General features: G+C 73.1%; 19 protein-coding genes. 9 read left to right on the plus strand and 10 right to left on the minus strand.

The features are described from left to right. Positions 1-48 precede the first annotated feature (48 nt). The 5 genes from Q9S36_RS25050 to Q9S36_RS25070 all read right to left on the minus strand — a co-directional run bounded on the left by Q9S36_RS25050 (position 49) and on the right by Q9S36_RS25070 (position 3184). Positions 49-261: a hypothetical protein gene (locus tag Q9S36_RS25050; protein ID WP_311287546.1), complete on the minus strand. Its 213-nt coding sequence runs from the start codon at positions 259-261 to the stop codon at positions 49-51. Next, positions 258-875 carry an ABC transporter substrate-binding protein gene (locus Q9S36_RS25055; protein ID WP_311287547.1) on the minus strand — a complete coding sequence of 206 codons (618 nt, stop codon included), beginning with the start codon at positions 873-875 and terminating at the stop codon, positions 258-260. The genes Q9S36_RS25050 and Q9S36_RS25055 overlap by 4 nt, the downstream gene beginning before the upstream one ends. A gap of 290 nt (positions 876-1165) precedes the next feature. Continuing rightward, entirely contained in the window at positions 1166-1864 is a 699-nt protein-coding gene (locus Q9S36_RS25060; RefSeq protein ID WP_311287548.1) for an FAD-binding oxidoreductase, read from the minus strand. A 1-nt stretch (position 1865) separates the two neighbouring features. Further along, complete coding sequence (locus Q9S36_RS25065; RefSeq protein ID WP_311287549.1) at positions 1866-2474, minus strand: sulfite oxidase-like oxidoreductase; 609 nt, start codon at positions 2472-2474, stop codon at positions 1866-1868. 125 nt (positions 2475-2599) lie between these two features. After that, positions 2600-3184, minus strand: a complete 585-nt coding sequence (locus tag Q9S36_RS25070; RefSeq protein ID WP_311287550.1) for a phosphatase PAP2 family protein — start codon at positions 3182-3184, stop codon at positions 2600-2602. Between the two features lie 100 nt (positions 3185-3284). On the opposite strand from Q9S36_RS25070, the gene Q9S36_RS25075 reads away from it, so the two are divergent. Both Q9S36_RS25075 and Q9S36_RS25080 read left to right on the plus strand, forming a co-directional pair. Then, complete coding sequence (locus Q9S36_RS25075; protein WP_311287551.1) at positions 3285-3428, plus strand: hypothetical protein; 144 nt, start codon at positions 3285-3287, stop codon at positions 3426-3428. 195 nt (positions 3429-3623) lie between these two features. Beyond that, positions 3624-3809 carry a hypothetical protein gene (locus Q9S36_RS25080; RefSeq protein ID WP_311287552.1) on the plus strand — a complete coding sequence of 62 codons (186 nt, stop codon included), beginning with the start codon at positions 3624-3626 and terminating at the stop codon, positions 3807-3809. A gap of 161 nt (positions 3810-3970) precedes the next feature. On the opposite strand, the gene Q9S36_RS25085 is transcribed toward Q9S36_RS25080, so the two are convergent. Further along, the gene (locus Q9S36_RS25085) at positions 3971-4123 is read right to left on the minus strand and encodes a hypothetical protein (protein ID WP_311287554.1); all 153 of its coding nucleotides are present in this window, start codon (positions 4121-4123) and stop codon (positions 3971-3973) included. Positions 4124-4217: 94 nt separating this feature from the next. Beyond that, positions 4218-4874 carry a Type 1 glutamine amidotransferase-like domain-containing protein gene (locus Q9S36_RS25090; RefSeq protein ID WP_311287555.1) on the minus strand — a complete coding sequence of 219 codons (657 nt, stop codon included), beginning with the start codon at positions 4872-4874 and terminating at the stop codon, positions 4218-4220. Positions 4875-4931: 57 nt separating this feature from the next. Between Q9S36_RS25090 and Q9S36_RS25095 the strand changes: the two genes are divergently transcribed. Then, positions 4932-5564 carry a hypothetical protein gene (locus Q9S36_RS25095; RefSeq protein ID WP_311287556.1) on the plus strand — a complete coding sequence of 211 codons (633 nt, stop codon included), beginning with the start codon at positions 4932-4934 and terminating at the stop codon, positions 5562-5564. Here the strand turns inward: Q9S36_RS25095 and Q9S36_RS25100 are convergent. From Q9S36_RS25100 to Q9S36_RS25110, 3 genes are all read right to left on the minus strand, one after another. Further along, positions 5515-6666: an acyltransferase gene (locus Q9S36_RS25100; protein WP_311287557.1), complete on the minus strand. Its 1152-nt coding sequence runs from the start codon at positions 6664-6666 to the stop codon at positions 5515-5517. The genes Q9S36_RS25095 and Q9S36_RS25100 overlap by 50 nt on opposite strands. A 90-nt stretch (positions 6667-6756) precedes the next feature. Continuing rightward, the gene (locus Q9S36_RS25105; RefSeq protein WP_311287558.1) at positions 6757-6981 is read right to left on the minus strand and encodes a hypothetical protein; all 225 of its coding nucleotides are present in this window, start codon (positions 6979-6981) and stop codon (positions 6757-6759) included. Between the two features lie 151 nt (positions 6982-7132). Further along, positions 7133-8731, minus strand: a complete 1599-nt coding sequence (locus Q9S36_RS25110; protein ID WP_311287559.1) for a phospholipid carrier-dependent glycosyltransferase — start codon at positions 8729-8731, stop codon at positions 7133-7135. A gap of 55 nt (positions 8732-8786) precedes the next feature. Between Q9S36_RS25110 and rsmI the strand changes: the two genes are divergently transcribed. The 6 genes from rsmI (at position 8787) to Q9S36_RS25140 (ending at position 14385) form a co-directional block, all read left to right on the plus strand. Then, positions 8787-9617 (plus strand): 16S rRNA (cytidine(1402)-2'-O)-methyltransferase, encoded by an 831-nt coding sequence (gene rsmI, locus Q9S36_RS25115; protein ID WP_311287560.1) that lies wholly within the window; start codon positions 8787-8789, stop codon positions 9615-9617. Beyond that, positions 9604-10512 (plus strand): TatD family hydrolase, encoded by a 909-nt coding sequence (locus Q9S36_RS25120; RefSeq protein WP_311287561.1) that lies wholly within the window; start codon positions 9604-9606, stop codon positions 10510-10512. Before rsmI ends, Q9S36_RS25120 begins: the two co-directional genes overlap by 14 nt. Before the next feature lie 253 nt (positions 10513-10765). Further along, entirely contained in the window at positions 10766-11896 is a 1131-nt protein-coding gene (locus Q9S36_RS25125; RefSeq protein ID WP_311287562.1) for a transglycosylase family protein, read from the plus strand. An 80-nt stretch (positions 11897-11976) separates the two neighbouring features. Continuing rightward, positions 11977-12858 (plus strand): 16S rRNA (adenine(1518)-N(6)/adenine(1519)-N(6))-dimethyltransferase RsmA, encoded by an 882-nt coding sequence (gene rsmA, locus Q9S36_RS25130; RefSeq protein WP_311287563.1) that lies wholly within the window; start codon positions 11977-11979, stop codon positions 12856-12858. After that, positions 12851-13765: a 4-(cytidine 5'-diphospho)-2-C-methyl-D-erythritol kinase gene (locus tag Q9S36_RS25135; protein WP_311287564.1), complete on the plus strand. Its 915-nt coding sequence runs from the start codon at positions 12851-12853 to the stop codon at positions 13763-13765. Before rsmA ends, Q9S36_RS25135 begins: the two co-directional genes overlap by 8 nt. A 122-nt stretch (positions 13766-13887) precedes the next feature. Beyond that, on the plus strand, positions 13888-14385 hold the full coding sequence (locus Q9S36_RS25140; protein ID WP_311287565.1) for a hypothetical protein: 498 nt from the start codon (positions 13888-13890) through the stop codon (positions 14383-14385). The last annotated feature ends 33 nt before the right edge of the window (positions 14386-14418 follow it).

The following is a 14418-nucleotide window of genomic DNA, read 5'->3' on the forward strand; positions in this document are numbered from 1 at the left end:
GGGCCCTTCACCGTTCCTCGGGTGTTGCTGGTGGTCCTTCGGTGCTCCTCAGCGGCGCGCGTGCCTGGCACGGTCACGCGGCAGCGCCTCGCGGCGCACCGGCACCTGGCGGGGCGGGCTGCTGTGCGTGTCCCGCCCCCGGCTCCCCGGTTCGAGGTTCGCCATCAGCATCAGCAGGACCGCGATGCCGGCCTGCGTGGCGACGATGGCGATCGCCATCATGTGGACGTCGTTCGACATGGGATCGCCGACGACGGTCACACGCCGAGGTTCAGCGCGGCCAAGATCTGGTTGAGCAGCGTCTGCAGCTGGCCGAGCAGGCCGGCGAGCGGGCCACCGTCGAGCAGTCCCGCCACGGCGCAGAGCAGGTTGCCGAGCAGGTTGCCGGCGCCGGCGACGGCCACGATGTCGAGCACCACGCGCTGGAGGTGGATCTCCAGGCCGAGCAGGTTGAGGTCCAGCGGGCCGAGCACCAGGTTGAGGATGTCGCAGGCGGCGGCGTTCGCGGCCACGCGACCGTTGGCGAGCGGGCTGCCGTTGATCTTCTTGATCGGGATGCTCTGCACGCCCGAGAACTTCGTGTTGGGGCCGGCGTCCTGGATGACGCCGCGCAGGAAGCCCTTCATGTAGAGCACGCCGTCACGCTCGACCGTCCGGATGGGGGTGAACGAGCCGGTGACCTTGTCGCCGTTCGAGGTCCTGCCGACGACCGTGCTGGTGATCTTGCCGACGTCGGACTTGCCGACGACCGACCGCGGCGAGCTCTCGGCGGCCGCGGCGCCGCCGGCGCCCATCGACGAGAGGCCGACGGCCATCGACAGGGCGAGCACGGCCGAGGCGAGGAGCTTGCGCGATGCGTGTGCGAGTGGGGACATGTTTCCTCCGTGTGGATTCCGCCCCCCGGCAGTGCAGCAGGTGCTGCTCCCTCGCTTCGACGCTAGGAACACGGAGGAGGCGCCGACATACCCCTGAGGAGGGAACTCGCTGTGCAACTCGCAGTTGCGCCGCGGCGGGCGCCGCTCGGGGTGGGCGTCCGGCGTGCACGGGCATGGAAGGACCCCGGCCGCCACGGGGGAGGAGCGACCGGGGTCTGCGACCAGCCTAGCCACCGAACGGCCGGTCCGGGGCGGATGTGAAGCGGATCATGGCCGACGGCCGCCCCGCACTAGCTCGTCGGCCCGAACCGCTCCACCCGGATCGCCGCCGGGTCGAGGCCGCAGGCGACGAGCAGCTCCTCGGCGTACGCCGCGAACCGTGCCGACCCGCAGACGTAGCCGAGCTCGACGCCCTCGAGCAGCGGGGTGACCTCCTCGGCGGTGAACGGACCCGCCGGGCGGCCGTCGGCCCCCTCGCGGGTGAACGCCAGCGTCGCGCCGTGACGCTCGAGCTCGGCGGCGTACGGGAGGTCGTCGCGCCGGCGGGCCATCGCCGCGACGCGGAGCAGGTCGGCGCGCCCGAGTCGTCGCGCGGTGCGCGCCATCGCCACCGCGGGCACGACGCCGGTGCCCCCGACGAGGCACAGGACCGGCGTGCGGGTGTCCCACACGAACCAGCGGCCGATCGGGCCACGCAGCTCGAGGACGTCGCCGACCTCCGCCACGTCGGCCAGGAACTCGGAGACCTCGCCCTCGGGCTGGCGCTCGACGAGGAACTCCAGCAGCGGGTCGTCGCTGTCGGAGGCCAGTGAGTAGGACCGCTGTGCGGTGTAGCCGTCGGGCGCGCGCAGCCGGATCAGGTAGTGCTGACCCGGGAGGTGGCCGGGCCGGTCGTCGACGTGCATCCGCAGCCGTACGGTGCGCGGCGTCGGGTGGTCCAGCTCGATGATGCGGCCGTCGGTCCAGGCCGCGAGGGGTGCAGGCGCCACGTCAGTCGCCCTGGTAGCGCTGCTCGCGCCACGGGTCGCCTCGGTCGTGGTAGCCGTTCTGCTCCCAGAACCCCGGTCGGTCCTCCGCCATCAGCTCGAGCCGCGAGACCCACTTGGCGGACTTCCAGAAGTAGAGGTGGGGGACGAGCAGTCGTAGCGGCCCGCCGTGCTGGCGGGCGAGCGGCTCGCCGTCGAAGCTCCACACGACCCATGCCTTGCCACCGGTGACGTCGGCCAGCGGCAGGTTGGTGGTGTAGCCGGTGACCGAGTGGGCCATCACGAACTCGGCGTCGTCGCTGGGCCGGGCGACCTCGAGCAGGTCGTCCACGCTCACGCCGCTGAAGGTGACGTCGAACTTCGACCAGGTCGTGACGCAGTGGATGTCACCGAAGAACGTCGACCCGGGGAAGGCGTGCAGCTCCGACCAGGACCACGTGTGCGGTGACTCGACCAGTCCGTCGACGCTCAGCGTCCAGGACTCGGCCGGCTGCTGCGGCGTGGCCTCGGCGCTCAGGACCGGCCACGACGAGCCGGTGTCGTACTGCCCGGGTGGCAGCCGGCCGCGCTCGGGCTCGGGCCGGCGACGGTGGAAACCTCGGGTGACTGGCATCGATTGCTCCCTGGCTCGGTGGGGCTCAGCGCGATGGCTGCCAGTCTGCCGTGGCCCGGCGGCGTCCGCACCTGCCGGGCGCACCGGGGGTCACCTGCTCGTGCGCGGACGGCGACCTCTCGGCGTCAGCGCCCGAGCGCGAGACGGATCCCCGCGCTGATCGCCACGCCGAGGGCGGTGCCCCCCACGGCGTCCACGGGATGGTGGGCACCCTGGGACACGCGCACGAGGCCCGACCCGACGCCGACGGCGAGCACGGCCGGTCGAACGGCCGGGGGGAGGTGGGGAGCGACCAGGCAGGCAGCCGTGGTCGCGATCGCGGCGTGCCCCGAGGGGTAGGACCCACCCTCCACGGGCGCGTCGTCCCGCAGGACGGTCGGCTCCACGTAGAGGGGCCGCGGCACCGGGCGCGCCTTCTTGATGCCGACCTCCAACGCCTTCTCCACCGGCAGGGCGAGGGCGGCTCTCACGGCGAGGCGCCGGCGCCCGAGCAGCAGGGCAGTGGCCGCGGTCAGCGGGAGGACCCATGGTGTCCCTGCCTGCTGCAGGGCGCGGACGAGCCGCGGCTCGCTGCCGTGGTCGTTGATCAGCGAGAAGAGCCGCCTCTCGGCCGCGGGATGCCGGTCGGCGACGGCCGCCGCGGCACCGGTGACGGCCAGCCCGGCCAGGCACGCGAGGGCGTCGACGGGACGCCGGTCGACCACCTCCATGCGGTGATCATGACAGGCGCCGTCGCGATCACCGCGGGTCGTCCGGGCACATCGGGTGCGTCCTCGGCGGGTACCGGAGCGCGAGGAGAGCGAGGAGACCATGACCGACCGACCTGACGACCACGGCCGCGACGGGGCTGACGACGCGGGGCCCGAGGACGGCGCCGGTGTCGAGATCACCACGACCGACGGCGACGGCACGACCTTCGAGCCCGAGGAGGACCCCGAGGGCGGGACCGACTGAGACCATCGGACCCGGGGGCCGCGCCCCGCCGGCGGGGGGCCCGGCCAGCGTGGGGCTGAGGCCGGACGTGAACCGACGAGGCGCGGGAGCATGGATCGTAGTCCGGCCGCGCCCGGCGGCCCAGCCCTTGTGGGCGTGTCGTATGCCGGCGGTGCGACCCGGGTACGTGGTGCTCACGCACGAGAGGGGAGTCCCATGAGCGAGGAAGAGCTCCGCAAGCTGCGCCTCGGCGAGGAGCACCAGGAAGAGCCCACCGCGGGCAAGCCGCTCTTCGGGGAGAAGCGCCCGGTCTGGAAGCCGCTGATCTACCTGCTGCTGCTGATCGCCGCGCTGGTGCTGATCTACCTGTTCGGGCTGACCGTCCTGGTGCCGTCGGACTGACATTCCCGCCGGACGTGGCGAGGCGCCCCGTCGGACCCGCTGCGTAAGGGGCCGGTCGGAGGCGCCTCGGATGCTCCCGTTCTAGTCGCGTCGGGCGCGCGGCGCAACCATGGTTGAAACGGCAATCGCGCCCGAGCGCGACGCCGGGTCGCCCAGGTCGGTCAGGTCCGCGGCGGCACCTTGGCCGCGCGGTGCGTGGGAGCGGGACGCTGCTGGCTGGTCGGGTCGAGCCGGGACATGAGGACCAGGAGGGTCCCGATGCCGGCGAGAACGCCGAGGACCATGAGCAGGCCCATGCTGAGGTCGTTCGTCATGGAGTCAACTTTCGCGGGGGATGCAGACCGCGCCTCGTACCCGTCGACCGCGGGGGCATGAACCGCGGCCACCCCTAGGAGGGGGCGCCCGTCGTCACCGGAAGTGCCGCCACTCGCCTTCGGAGACGACCTCGACCCGGTCGCCGTCGACCACGACCGCCGACTGCTCGTCGAGGGCGTACGCCGGGTTGCCGAGGCCGGCGGCCCACTGCTCGGCGTCCTCCATCGTGTTGGACGCGAAGAGGCCGACGTGGGGGTAGATCGAGAACTCGACCAGGCCGAGCGCTGCGTCGCCGTCGTCCGGCCGCCAGTGCGTGAACCGGTCGCCGATGCGCGGGGCCAGCGCCATGCTCCCCGCGCTCACCCCCACCCAGACCGTGTCCTCCAGCGAGGGGAGCACGGCGCCGAGCCCGGACTCCTCGATCCAGTGCGCCAGGTAGGTGGCCTCGCCGCCGTCGACGAGCAGCACGTCGGCCCGCTGCACCCAGGGCAGCCAGCGCGCCTCCTCGATGGTCGGCAGCGCCGTCAGCTCGAGGAGACCGACGGACGCCCACCCGAGCCCCGTCATGGTCGGTGGGGTGCGGTCGGTGGCGAAGCCGTGAACCGTCTCTGGCCGGCACATCGGGTGGCCCCACTGCGCGGAGGGGACGGCCAGCGCGGTCGCCTCCTCGATCGGCTTGCCGAGCAGCTCGACCAGTGCCGCGCGGATGCTGTCGTTGGTGACTCCACCCGACGTGAGCAGCAGCTTCATGGAGTCATGCTCGCAGGTTCCGGTGGGCGGGTTCGGGGGTGCCGCTACCGTCGGCTCGTGACCGACCTCCAGCGGATCTTCGTGGTGACCGCGCAGGAGGACGCCGCCGCCCTCACCGCCCTGCGTGCGCGGCTCGGCCGCGAGGCGACGGTGCTGACCGCGCCGACGGCGGAGGCGAAGCGGGTCGTCGAGGCACTGGCCACGGGGGCTGGGCGCGAGCGCCACGACGTCGTCCCCGAGGTGCTGCTCGCCCCCGTCCGCTTCCCGGACGCCGACCGAGGCCACCACCTCGACGCCCTGGTGCGCCGGCACGCGGTGGCGGACCGGTGGCGCGACGTCGTGGTGGTGGCGGACCCCGCGACGGTGACGCTGCTGCTGCGGGTCCTCGCCCCGGACCAGCTCGCGGCGACGGGGCCGGTCACCGAGGTCGGCCTGCCCCGGGGCACCCGGCCCGTCCCGATCGCTCCCGCGCTGGGTGGCGGCGCGGCGCTCGCACTGGCGTCGGGCCTGCTCTCCGCCGTCGTACCGGTGTGGGTGCTGCCGCTGCTCGCGGTGCTCGCCGGACTGGTGCTGCTGGCCGTCCCCGGCACGCGGCACCTCGGCCAGGCCGTGCTGATCGCCGTGGGCGTCGCGCTGCTGGTCAGCCTGCTGGTGATCGCGGGGTCGAGCCGGTTCCCCGGGGCGTGGTGACCGGGGCGGCGACCAGCACGGGACCGCGGCGCAGCAGGTCGCGTGCGAGCCGCTGGCTCGGCCGCTCGACGAGGCGGTACGACACGTGCGCCGCCGCCAGCGAGGCGGCCACCCCCAGGATCGTGGCAAGCGAGCTCGGGACGTCGAGCCGGTGCAGGACGCCGAGGACGGCGAAGCCGACCGGCATGTGGAGCAGGTAGAGCGAGTAGCTGATGTCGCCGAGCCAGGCGAGGGGTCGTGCCGCGCGCCTCGGCGACCACACCAGCATGCCGACGAAGACCGCGACCGCCATGGCGTAGGCGACGACGGGCTCGCCAGGGGTGTCGGCCCGGTCGAGGAGGAACCCGGGCGACCAGGCCTCCTGGAAGACGGCGACCAGGACGGCGACTACGGTCGCCAGGGCCACGCCGGCGGCGGGAGCGACCAGGCGGGCATGGACCAGGTAGGTGCAGCGCCCGACCAGGAGCACGCCCACGAGCATGAGGATGCCGGCCGCCTCGGGGGTGGGCGGCAGGCCGAACGCCGAGGCGACGACCAGCCAGCAGGCGAGGGCCCATCCCGCGCCCATGACGAGGGTGGCCGCCAGGGGACGGCTGCGCTGCACCACGAGCGCCGCCAGCACCATGACGTAGAAGACCATCTCGCTCGCCAGCGTCCAGGTCACGGAGAGCACGCGGGTGCCGGGCGTGAGGAAGTCGAGCAGCAGCAGGGACTGGACCCACCGGGCGGGCGGGCCTCCCGGGAACGCCGACATGGGCACGCCCAGCGCCGGCATGAGGTGCATCAGCGACCAGAGCACGGCGAGCGCGAACGCCAGCGGCGGGAAGATCCGCAGCACCCGCTTGGTGACGAAGCTGGTGCGGGTCTCGGACAGCGAGGCGTGCGTGACGATGTAGCCGCTGATCAGGAAGAAGAGCACGACGCCGAGGTAGCCGCCGTCCTGGTACAGGCGCAGCGGCGCCGCGACCGTCGTACGCCAGAGGTCCTGGAGCGCCGACGTCCCGCCCACGGTGAACAACCAGTAGGCCCCGAGGTGGGCCCAGACCACCAGCAGCGCGGCCACGCCGCGCAGGACGTGGATGAAGGAGATCTGGCCGCGCACCGGCGTCAGGGTAGTGGGCCGGCGACGAGAAACCCCGCCCGGGCTGGATCGGGCGGGGTCACGTGTGGGTGGCGCTCGACGCGCCTCAGGTCAGCCCTTGCGGGGGCCGAACAGCAGCTTGCCGACGGCGCTGCGCGGCTTGGGCAGCGGCGGGGCCACGAACCAGGCGTTGGTCAGCCCGCCGCGGGGGTTGAAGCCCTCGTGGAAGACGTAGTTGAGGCCGCACTCGCAGATCCAGCGGCTGCCCACCTCGTGCCCCTCCGCGTCGGGAGCACCGTCGGTCTCCAGGCAGATGTGCAGCAACGTCGAGCTCATCGCGACCCTCCCCAGGGGTTCGTGCGTCGCCACCGGCGGCGACTGGGGACCATGGTGGGGCCACGCATGGCCCGAATGCACTAGGCGACACGGAATTTCGGGTCATCTTGACGAAAACTGCGGCGTCCGTGGCCGCCGACGGCTAGGTGGTCTAGATCCAGCGCCGGAACCAGATCCGCGCGTCCCACTCCGACTTGGTGAGCAGCGCGTCGGTCCAGATCGGCCAGAACCAGGCGAAGGCGATGACGGCCAGCACGGTGCAGCTCCCGGCGACGACCACCCCGAACGTGCGGCGCGGACCCGCGGCGTCGACCGTGCCGACCATGTGCCCGAAGGCGAGGGCGATCGAGAGCACGAGGAAGGGCAGGCTGGCGATCGCGTAGAAGAAGAAGATGGGGCGGTCGTCGTAGAGGAACCAGGGCAGCCAAGTGGCGGCCAGGCCGACGACGGCGACGCCGTGGCGCCAGTCCCGGGCGCCGATCCAGAGCAGGAGCGAGGCGATCATCGCCAGGCACCCGCCCCACCACACGACCGGGTTGCCGATCAGGAGGATCTGGCGGATGCAGGTCGAGCCGCTCGGGGCACCGCAGCCCTGCGCGCCGGGCTGGATGTCGGTCTGCGCGTCGACGCCCACGGGGCGTCCCATCACCAGCCAGGTCGACGGCTTCGAGGCGTAGACGTGCGTCGAGTCGTTCAGGAAGTGGCTGTGGAAGGTGTAGACGTCCTGGTGGTAGTACCAGAGCGAGCGCAGCGACTGGGTGACCTCGCCGACCCCGCTGGCGTCCGGCTCGCTGGCCGTCGGCCACGGCTCGCCGCCGTCGTACGTCGTGTACTGGGTGTTGCTGAACGCCTGCTCGTAGGCGTCGGCGTGCAGCAGCCAGCCCGTCCAGGACGCGACGTAGGTGACCAGCGCGACCCCGACCAGGGCCAGGAACGCCGGTACGCCGTCGAGGACCACCGAGCGCAGGAGGGGCCGCCGCTGCCCGAAGGCGCGGCGCGCGCCGGCGCTCCACAGCCAGGCCAGCACGCCGAAGGCGGCCAGCGCGTAGACCGCCGACCACTTGGTGCCGCAGGCCAGGCCGAAGCCCACGCCGCCCAGCAGCAGCCACGGGCGCCACCACGTACGGCGTGCTCCTGCCGCGAGCCGGTCGCGCAGCCACTGCCGGTCGGCGACCACGCAGTGCACACCGCAGAGGATGAAGAAGGCGAGGAAGATGTCGAGCAGGGCCAGCCGCGACAGCACCAGCTGCAGGCCGTCGAGCGAGAGCAGCAGCCCGGCGACGAGACCCAGCACCGTGGAGCCGGTCACACGCCGGACGAAGCGGCACATCAGCAGCACCATCAGCGCACCGACGACGGCGGAGGCCATCCGCCAGCCGGCGGGTTCCATCCCGAAGACCTCGACGCCGGCCGCGATCAGCCACTTGCCCACCTCGGGGTGGACGATCATCGACGGCCCGTCCTGCCACAGGCCGGTGACGTCGCCGTTGAGGATGGTCTTGTCGGCGTCCTCGACGTAAGCGCGGACGTAGCCGAAGTTGAGCAGCGACCAGGCGTCCTTGGCGTAGTAGGTCTCGTCGAAGGAGAACTGGTGGGGCGTGCCGAGGTGCCAGCGCCGCAGGAAGAACGCCAGGCTGGCGAGGCAGATGGCACCCACCCAGCCCAGCAGCGGGTCCTCCGACCGCCAGCGCGGACGGTTCCGCTCCGCCGCGGTCGGGGTCACCACCGGAGCCGCGGCAGTCTGGGTCACGTCGGGAACTCTAACCAGAGCGGAGCACCCGGACGCGGCCTGACATGATCGGGACATGGCTGGCGTCCTGGTCCTCGCGGGCACTCCGATCGGGCAGGCCGGCGACGCACCGCCGCGCCTGGCGGCCGAGCTCGCCGGCGCCGACGTGGTCGCCGCCGAGGACACCCGGCGGCTGAAGCGTCTCTGCGCCGACCTCCAGATCACCCTCTCGGGACGGGTGGTGTCGTACTTCGAGGGCAACGAGCAGGCCCGCACGCCGGCCCTGCTCGAGGCGCTGCTGGCAGGGGACCGGGTCGTGCTCGTCACCGATGCCGGGATGCCGAGCGTGTCCGACCCGGGCTACCGCCTCGTCGCCGCTGCCGTCGAGAACGACGTCCCGGTGACCGCGGTCCCCGGCCCGAGTGCCGTGCTGACCGCGCTCGCCGTCAGCGGCCTGCCGGTCGACCGGTTCTGCTTCGAGGGCTTCCTGCCGCGCAAGGCAGGGGAGCGCGGGCGCCGGCTCGCCGCTCTGGCCGCGGAGGAGCGGACGATGGTGTTCTTCGAGGCGCCCCACCGCACCGAGGCGGCGTTGGCCGCGATGGCCGAGGCCCTCGGCGACGACCGCTCGGCTGCGGTGTGCCGCGAGCTCACCAAGACCCACGAGGAAGTACGCCGCGGCCCGCTCGGCGAGCTCGTCGCCTGGGCCGCCGACGGCGTGCGCGGCGAGGTCACCATCGTGGTCGAGGGATCGAGGGGCGCCCCCGCCGTGGCCACCGACCCCGGCTCGCTCCGTGCGGCCGTGGCCGCGCTCGAGGAGTCCGGCTCGACCCGCAAGGAGGCGATCGCCGAGGTCGCGAAGCGGGCAGGACTGCCCAAGCGGGAGGTGTACGACGTTGTCCACCGCTGAGCCCACCCGCAGCCGCGCCGGGACCGAGGAACGGTCGGGCGCCCGCCGCGACCGCGAGCGACCGCCCGCGCCGGAGGCGCTGCCGCACCCGGTGGTGGACAATCACTGCCACCTCGACATCGCCGACGGCGACTGGCTGACCACCGACGAGGCCCTGGCCGCGGCCGCCGCGGTCGGGGTGCCGCGGATCGTGCAGATCGGCTGCGACCTCCCGGGGGCCCGGTGGGCGGTGCAGGCCGCCGCGGAGCACGACGCCCTCGTGGCCGGCGTCGCGCTGCACCCCAACGAGGCGCCCGGGCTCGCGGCCGCCGGCGAGCTCGAGCAGGCCCTGCAGGAGATCGAGCGGCTCGCCACCGTGCACGACAAGGTGCGCGCGGTCGGCGAGACCGGCCTCGACCACTTCCGCCACGCACAGAGCGGGACCGGCGACGCGGGCTGGGCCGCCCAGGTCGAGAGCTTCCGGCGCCACATCGACCTCGCCAAGCGGCTCGACAAGACCCTGGTGATCCACGACCGGGACGCCCACGACGACGTGTTGCAGGTGATCGACGAGGAGGGCGCTCCCGAGCGCTGGGTGATGCACTGCTTCTCCGGCGACGCCGCCTTCGCGCGCCGGTGCCTCGACCGCGGCGCCCACCTGAGCTTCGCCGGCACGGTCACCTTCAAGAACGCCGCGCCCCTGCGCGAGGCGCTCGCGACCACCCCGCTCGACCGCGTCCTGGTCGAGACCGATGCGCCCTACCTCACGCCGACGCCGTACCGCGGCCGGCCGAACGCGTCGTACCTCGTTCCCGTCACGGTGCGGGCCATGGCCGAGGTCCGCGGCGACGACCTGGAGGAGCTCTGCCGGGCGCTCGACGCCAACACCGAGGCCGCCTTCGGGGGCGCCTGGTAGCCCGTCGGTGAGCCGCGCACGTGAGCGGGATCTCGGGTGAATTTCGGCGTTCGAGTTTGCGCGAGGGGTCGGTTTCGTTATCGTCTTGTGATTGTTGGCCGGGATCGGGAGCGATTTCGGCAGCACCTGGAGCCGGATCGGGCCGGTTCCGCGAGACCCCCGCTCGCAACTCGTACGCCCTCGCTGGGTGCTGCGCGCCGTCAGTGGGGCGTGCTGCCGCCCGAGGCCCGGGGAGTACGACGTTCGGAGAATCGTGCGCTCTCGTCTCGCGCAGCTCAGCAGGTCCACGACAGTCCTGGCGACCCTCGCGGGGGTCGTCGTAGCGGCCGTCGCAGGTACGACGGTCGGCTACGCCGCCCTCAGCAAGGACGTGACCCTCAGCCTCGACGGCCGGACCACCCAGGTGAGCGCCATCGGCGACACCGTGGGTGACGTCCTCTCGGCAGAGGGCATCGAGCTCACCGACAAGGACCTCGTCGCCCCCGCGATGGACGAGCCCGTCACCGACGGCACGGCGATCGCCGTGCAGTTCGGCCGGCCGCTCGAGCTGTCGGTGGACGGCGACACCGAGACCCACTGGGTGAACTCGACCAACGTCGCGAGCGCGCTCGGCGAGATCGGCCGCCGCTTCGAGGGCGCCGACCTGTCCGCCAGCCGCAGCTCCTCCATCGGTCGCAGCGGCCTCAGCCTCGAGGTCGTCACGCCGAAGGTCGTGCGCATCAAGCTGGGCGCGAAGGACCTGAGGAAGCGTGAGGTGACCGCGCTGACCGTCGCCGACGTGCTGTCGTCGATGGGCTTCGAGGTCGACCGCCACGACAAGGTGCGTCCCTCCCTCGGCACCGAGATCACCGACGGCGACACGGTCGTCGTCAAGGACATCCGCGTGGCGACGAAGAAGGTCGCCCGCGAGGTCGTCGACGCGCCGGTCATCGAGCGCGAGGACGCCACCATGTACGAGGGCGAGGAGGAGGTCGTCCGCGCGGGCAAGGACGGCGCCCGCCGGGTCACCTACCGCCTCCGCTTCGTCAACGGCGAGCTGGTCGCGCGCAAGGTCGTGCAGGCCTCCTCGCTCGTCAAGCCCGTGCCGACGATCGTGAAGGTCGGCACCAAGGAGGAGCCCACCTCGAACTTCGCCGGCGGCAGCACCGTCTGGGACTCCCTGGCGCAGTGCGAGTCCGGCGGCAACTGGGCCATCAACACCGGCAACGGCTACTACGGCGGTCTCCAGTTCAACCTCGGCACCTGGCGCGCCTACGGCGGCACCGGCTACCCCCACCAGGCCTCCCGCGAGACCCAGATCGCGGTCGCGACCCGGCTGCGTGATGCCACCGGTGGCTACGGCTCCTGGCCCGGCTGCGCCGCCAAGCTCGGCCTGCCCCGCTGACCCACCCGGGTAGTCCCCTACGTCCTGCACCACCGCACCGTCCAGAACGTAGGGGACTACCCCGGCACTAGGGTTGCCCCATGACCACGAACCCGGCCGGCCCGAGGCTCCTCGGGCCGGCCGAGGTGCGTCGGCTCGCCGCCGAGCTCGACCTGCGCCCGACCAAGCAGCGCGGGCAGAACTTCGTCATCGACGCCAACACGGTGCGCCGGATCGTGCGCGAGTCCGGTGTCGGTGGCGAGGACGTCGTCGTCGAGGTCGGCCCGGGCCTCGGCTCGCTGACGCTGGCCCTGCTCGAGGTGGCGCGGCGGGTGGTCGCCATCGAGGTGGACCCGCTGCTCGCCGAGCGGCTGCCGGCCACCATCTCGTCGTACGCACCGGCGCAGGCAAACCGGTTCGAGGTCGTGCTTGCCGACGCGATGCGCGTCGAGGAGCTGCCCGGCCCCGCGCCGACCGCGCTGGTGGCCAACCTTCCCTACAACGTCTCGGTGCCGGTGCTGATCCACCTCCTCACGTTGCTCCCGTCGCTGGAGCGCGGGCTGGTGATGGTGCAGGCCGAGGTCGCCGACCGGCTGGCCGCCGGGCCCGGCTCGAAGACCTACGGGGTGCCGAGCGTGAAGGCGGCCTGGTTCGCTGACGTACGCCGTGCGGGCGCGATCGGCCGCAACGTGTTCTGGCCGGCGCCCAACGTCGACTCCGGGCTGGTCGCCTGGACTCGCCGCGACCCGCCGCGGACCACCGCCACGCGCGAGCAGGTCTTCGCCGTCGTCGACGCGGCCTTCGCCCAGCGCCGCAAGCAGGTCCGCGCCGCCCTGCGCGGGCTCGCCGGCTCCGCCGAGGCGGCCACCGCCGCCCTCGAGCAGGCCGGCGTCGACCCGACCGCGCGCGGCGAGGTGCTGACCGTCGAGGACTTCGCCCGCATCGCGGAGGGCCTGCAGGGGCTCGAGGCCGTTGATGGTTGAGGTGCGAGCGCAGCGAGCCTCGAAACCGGTCACGGTCCGGGCGGCCGCCAAGATCAACCTCCACCTCGGCGTCGGACGCGTCCGCGACGACGGCTTCCACCCGCTCGACACCGTCTACCAGGCGATCTCGCTGCACGACGACGTCACCGTCGAGGTCGCGGACGAGGACGCCCTCACCGTCGACGGACCGTCCCACGTCGACGTCGCGGGCGTGCCCACCGACGCCTCCAACATCGCGGTGCGCGCCCTCGCCGAGGTGTCCTGCGGCTCCCGGCACCGCGTGCGGATCGTCAAGCAGGTCCCGGTCGCCGGCGGCATGGCCGGCGGCTCGGCAGACGGCGCTGCGGCGCTGCTGGCGCACGACCGCCTCCACGACCTGGGCCAGCCCGACGACGTGCTGCTGGCGCAGGCGGCGCGGCTCGGCAGCGACGTCCCCTTCTCCCTCGTGGGTGGTACGGCGCGCGGGCGCGGCCGCGGCGAGCTCGTCGAGCCGATCGACGACGCGGGCAGCTGGTGGTGGGTCGTCGTACCCGCCGCCGTCGGGTTGTCGACGCCGGAGGTCTACCGCCACTTCGACCGGCTCCGCCCGGACGCCCCCGAGCAGCCCGCCGAGCCGCTCGACCTGCTGGCCGCACTCGCCGGCCGCGAGCCCGTACGCCTCGCCCGGGCGCTGCACAACGACCTCGAGGAGCCGGCCATCGACCTGCGCCCCGAGCTCGGCACCCTGATCGAGCGGGGTGAGGCGGCAGGGGCGCTGCGCGGACTGGTGTCCGGTTCCGGGCCGACCTGCGTGTTCCTCTGCGACGGTCGCGACGGGGCGATGGAGGTCGTCGCCGGCCTCTCGGAGCACTACGACGTGGTGCTGCCCGCGGTCGGGCCGGTGGCCGGCGCGCACGTCCTGGCCTGACGTCCGGAGCAGGCGCGGCGGGTGGGGTCCACACCCGATGGCATGAACTGCGGCGGACGGGGAAGCATGCCGCTATGTTGTGCGCGGCACTCGCGCCGCGAGCACGACCTGGGGGAGGCATCGTGACCGTGTTCTTGGTGGTGGGCGGCATCGGCGTCGTCCTGCTGCTCGTCGCACTGGTCCTCGGCGACGTCCTCGACGGAGCGCTCGAGGGGCTGAGCGCCGGCTTCTTCTCGACCGAGGCACTGGCCGGCTTCCTCGGCGCCCTCGGCTTCGGCGGCGCCATCGCCCTCGACGCGACCGGCTCCACGTCGGTGGCCGTGGTCGTCGGCCTGGTGCTGGGCGTGCTGCTGGGCTGGGCCGCGGCCAAGGCGTCGCGCTTCCTCCACGGCGACGGCGCGACCGACACGGTCCGCACCTCCGACATGGTCGAGAAGATCGGGTCGGTGGTCAGCGCGATCCCCGAGGGCGGCTTCGGCGTCGTGTCGATCAGCGTGGGCGGCCACATCACCCGCCTCAACGCCCGCTCGAGCGTCGCCGTGCCTCCCGGCACCCAGGTCAGCGTCACCCAGGTCATCTCGCCCACGGCCGTCCAGGTCGAGCCGCTCTTCCTCCCCTGAACTCCTGAACGCCCAGAACCCGTCACCTCGCTA

It is taken from the genome of Microbacterium sp. ARD31 (assembly GCF_031844425.1).

What these genes read in the sequence shown, in the direction of transcription:
- rsmI (WP_311287560.1), top strand. Translation starts at nt 8,787, where the DNA reads ATGGCTGGCGTCCTGGTCCTCGCGGGCACTCCGATCGGGCAGGCCGGC.
- Q9S36_RS25090 (WP_311287555.1), bottom strand. Translation starts at nt 4,874, where the DNA reads ATGAAGCTGCTGCTCACGTCGGGTGGAGTCACCAACGACAGCATCCGC.
- Q9S36_RS25085 (WP_311287554.1), bottom strand. Translation starts at nt 4,123, where the DNA reads ATGACGAACGACCTCAGCATGGGCCTGCTCATGGTCCTCGGCGTTCTC.
- Q9S36_RS25075 (WP_311287551.1), top strand. Translation starts at nt 3,285, where the DNA reads ATGACCGACCGACCTGACGACCACGGCCGCGACGGGGCTGACGACGCG.
- Q9S36_RS25105 (WP_311287558.1), bottom strand. Translation starts at nt 6,981, where the DNA reads ATGAGCTCGACGTTGCTGCACATCTGCCTGGAGACCGACGGTGCTCCC.
- Q9S36_RS25135 (WP_311287564.1), top strand. Translation starts at nt 12,851, where the DNA reads ATGGTTGAGGTGCGAGCGCAGCGAGCCTCGAAACCGGTCACGGTCCGG.
- Q9S36_RS25080 (WP_311287552.1), top strand. Translation starts at nt 3,624, where the DNA reads ATGAGCGAGGAAGAGCTCCGCAAGCTGCGCCTCGGCGAGGAGCACCAG.
- rsmA (WP_311287563.1), top strand. Translation starts at nt 11,977, where the DNA reads ATGACCACGAACCCGGCCGGCCCGAGGCTCCTCGGGCCGGCCGAGGTG.
- Q9S36_RS25055 (WP_311287547.1), bottom strand. Translation starts at nt 875, where the DNA reads ATGTCCCCACTCGCACACGCATCGCGCAAGCTCCTCGCCTCGGCCGTG.
- Q9S36_RS25065 (WP_311287549.1), bottom strand. Translation starts at nt 2,474, where the DNA reads ATGCCAGTCACCCGAGGTTTCCACCGTCGCCGGCCCGAGCCCGAGCGC.
- Q9S36_RS25070 (WP_311287550.1), bottom strand. Translation starts at nt 3,184, where the DNA reads ATGGAGGTGGTCGACCGGCGTCCCGTCGACGCCCTCGCGTGCCTGGCC.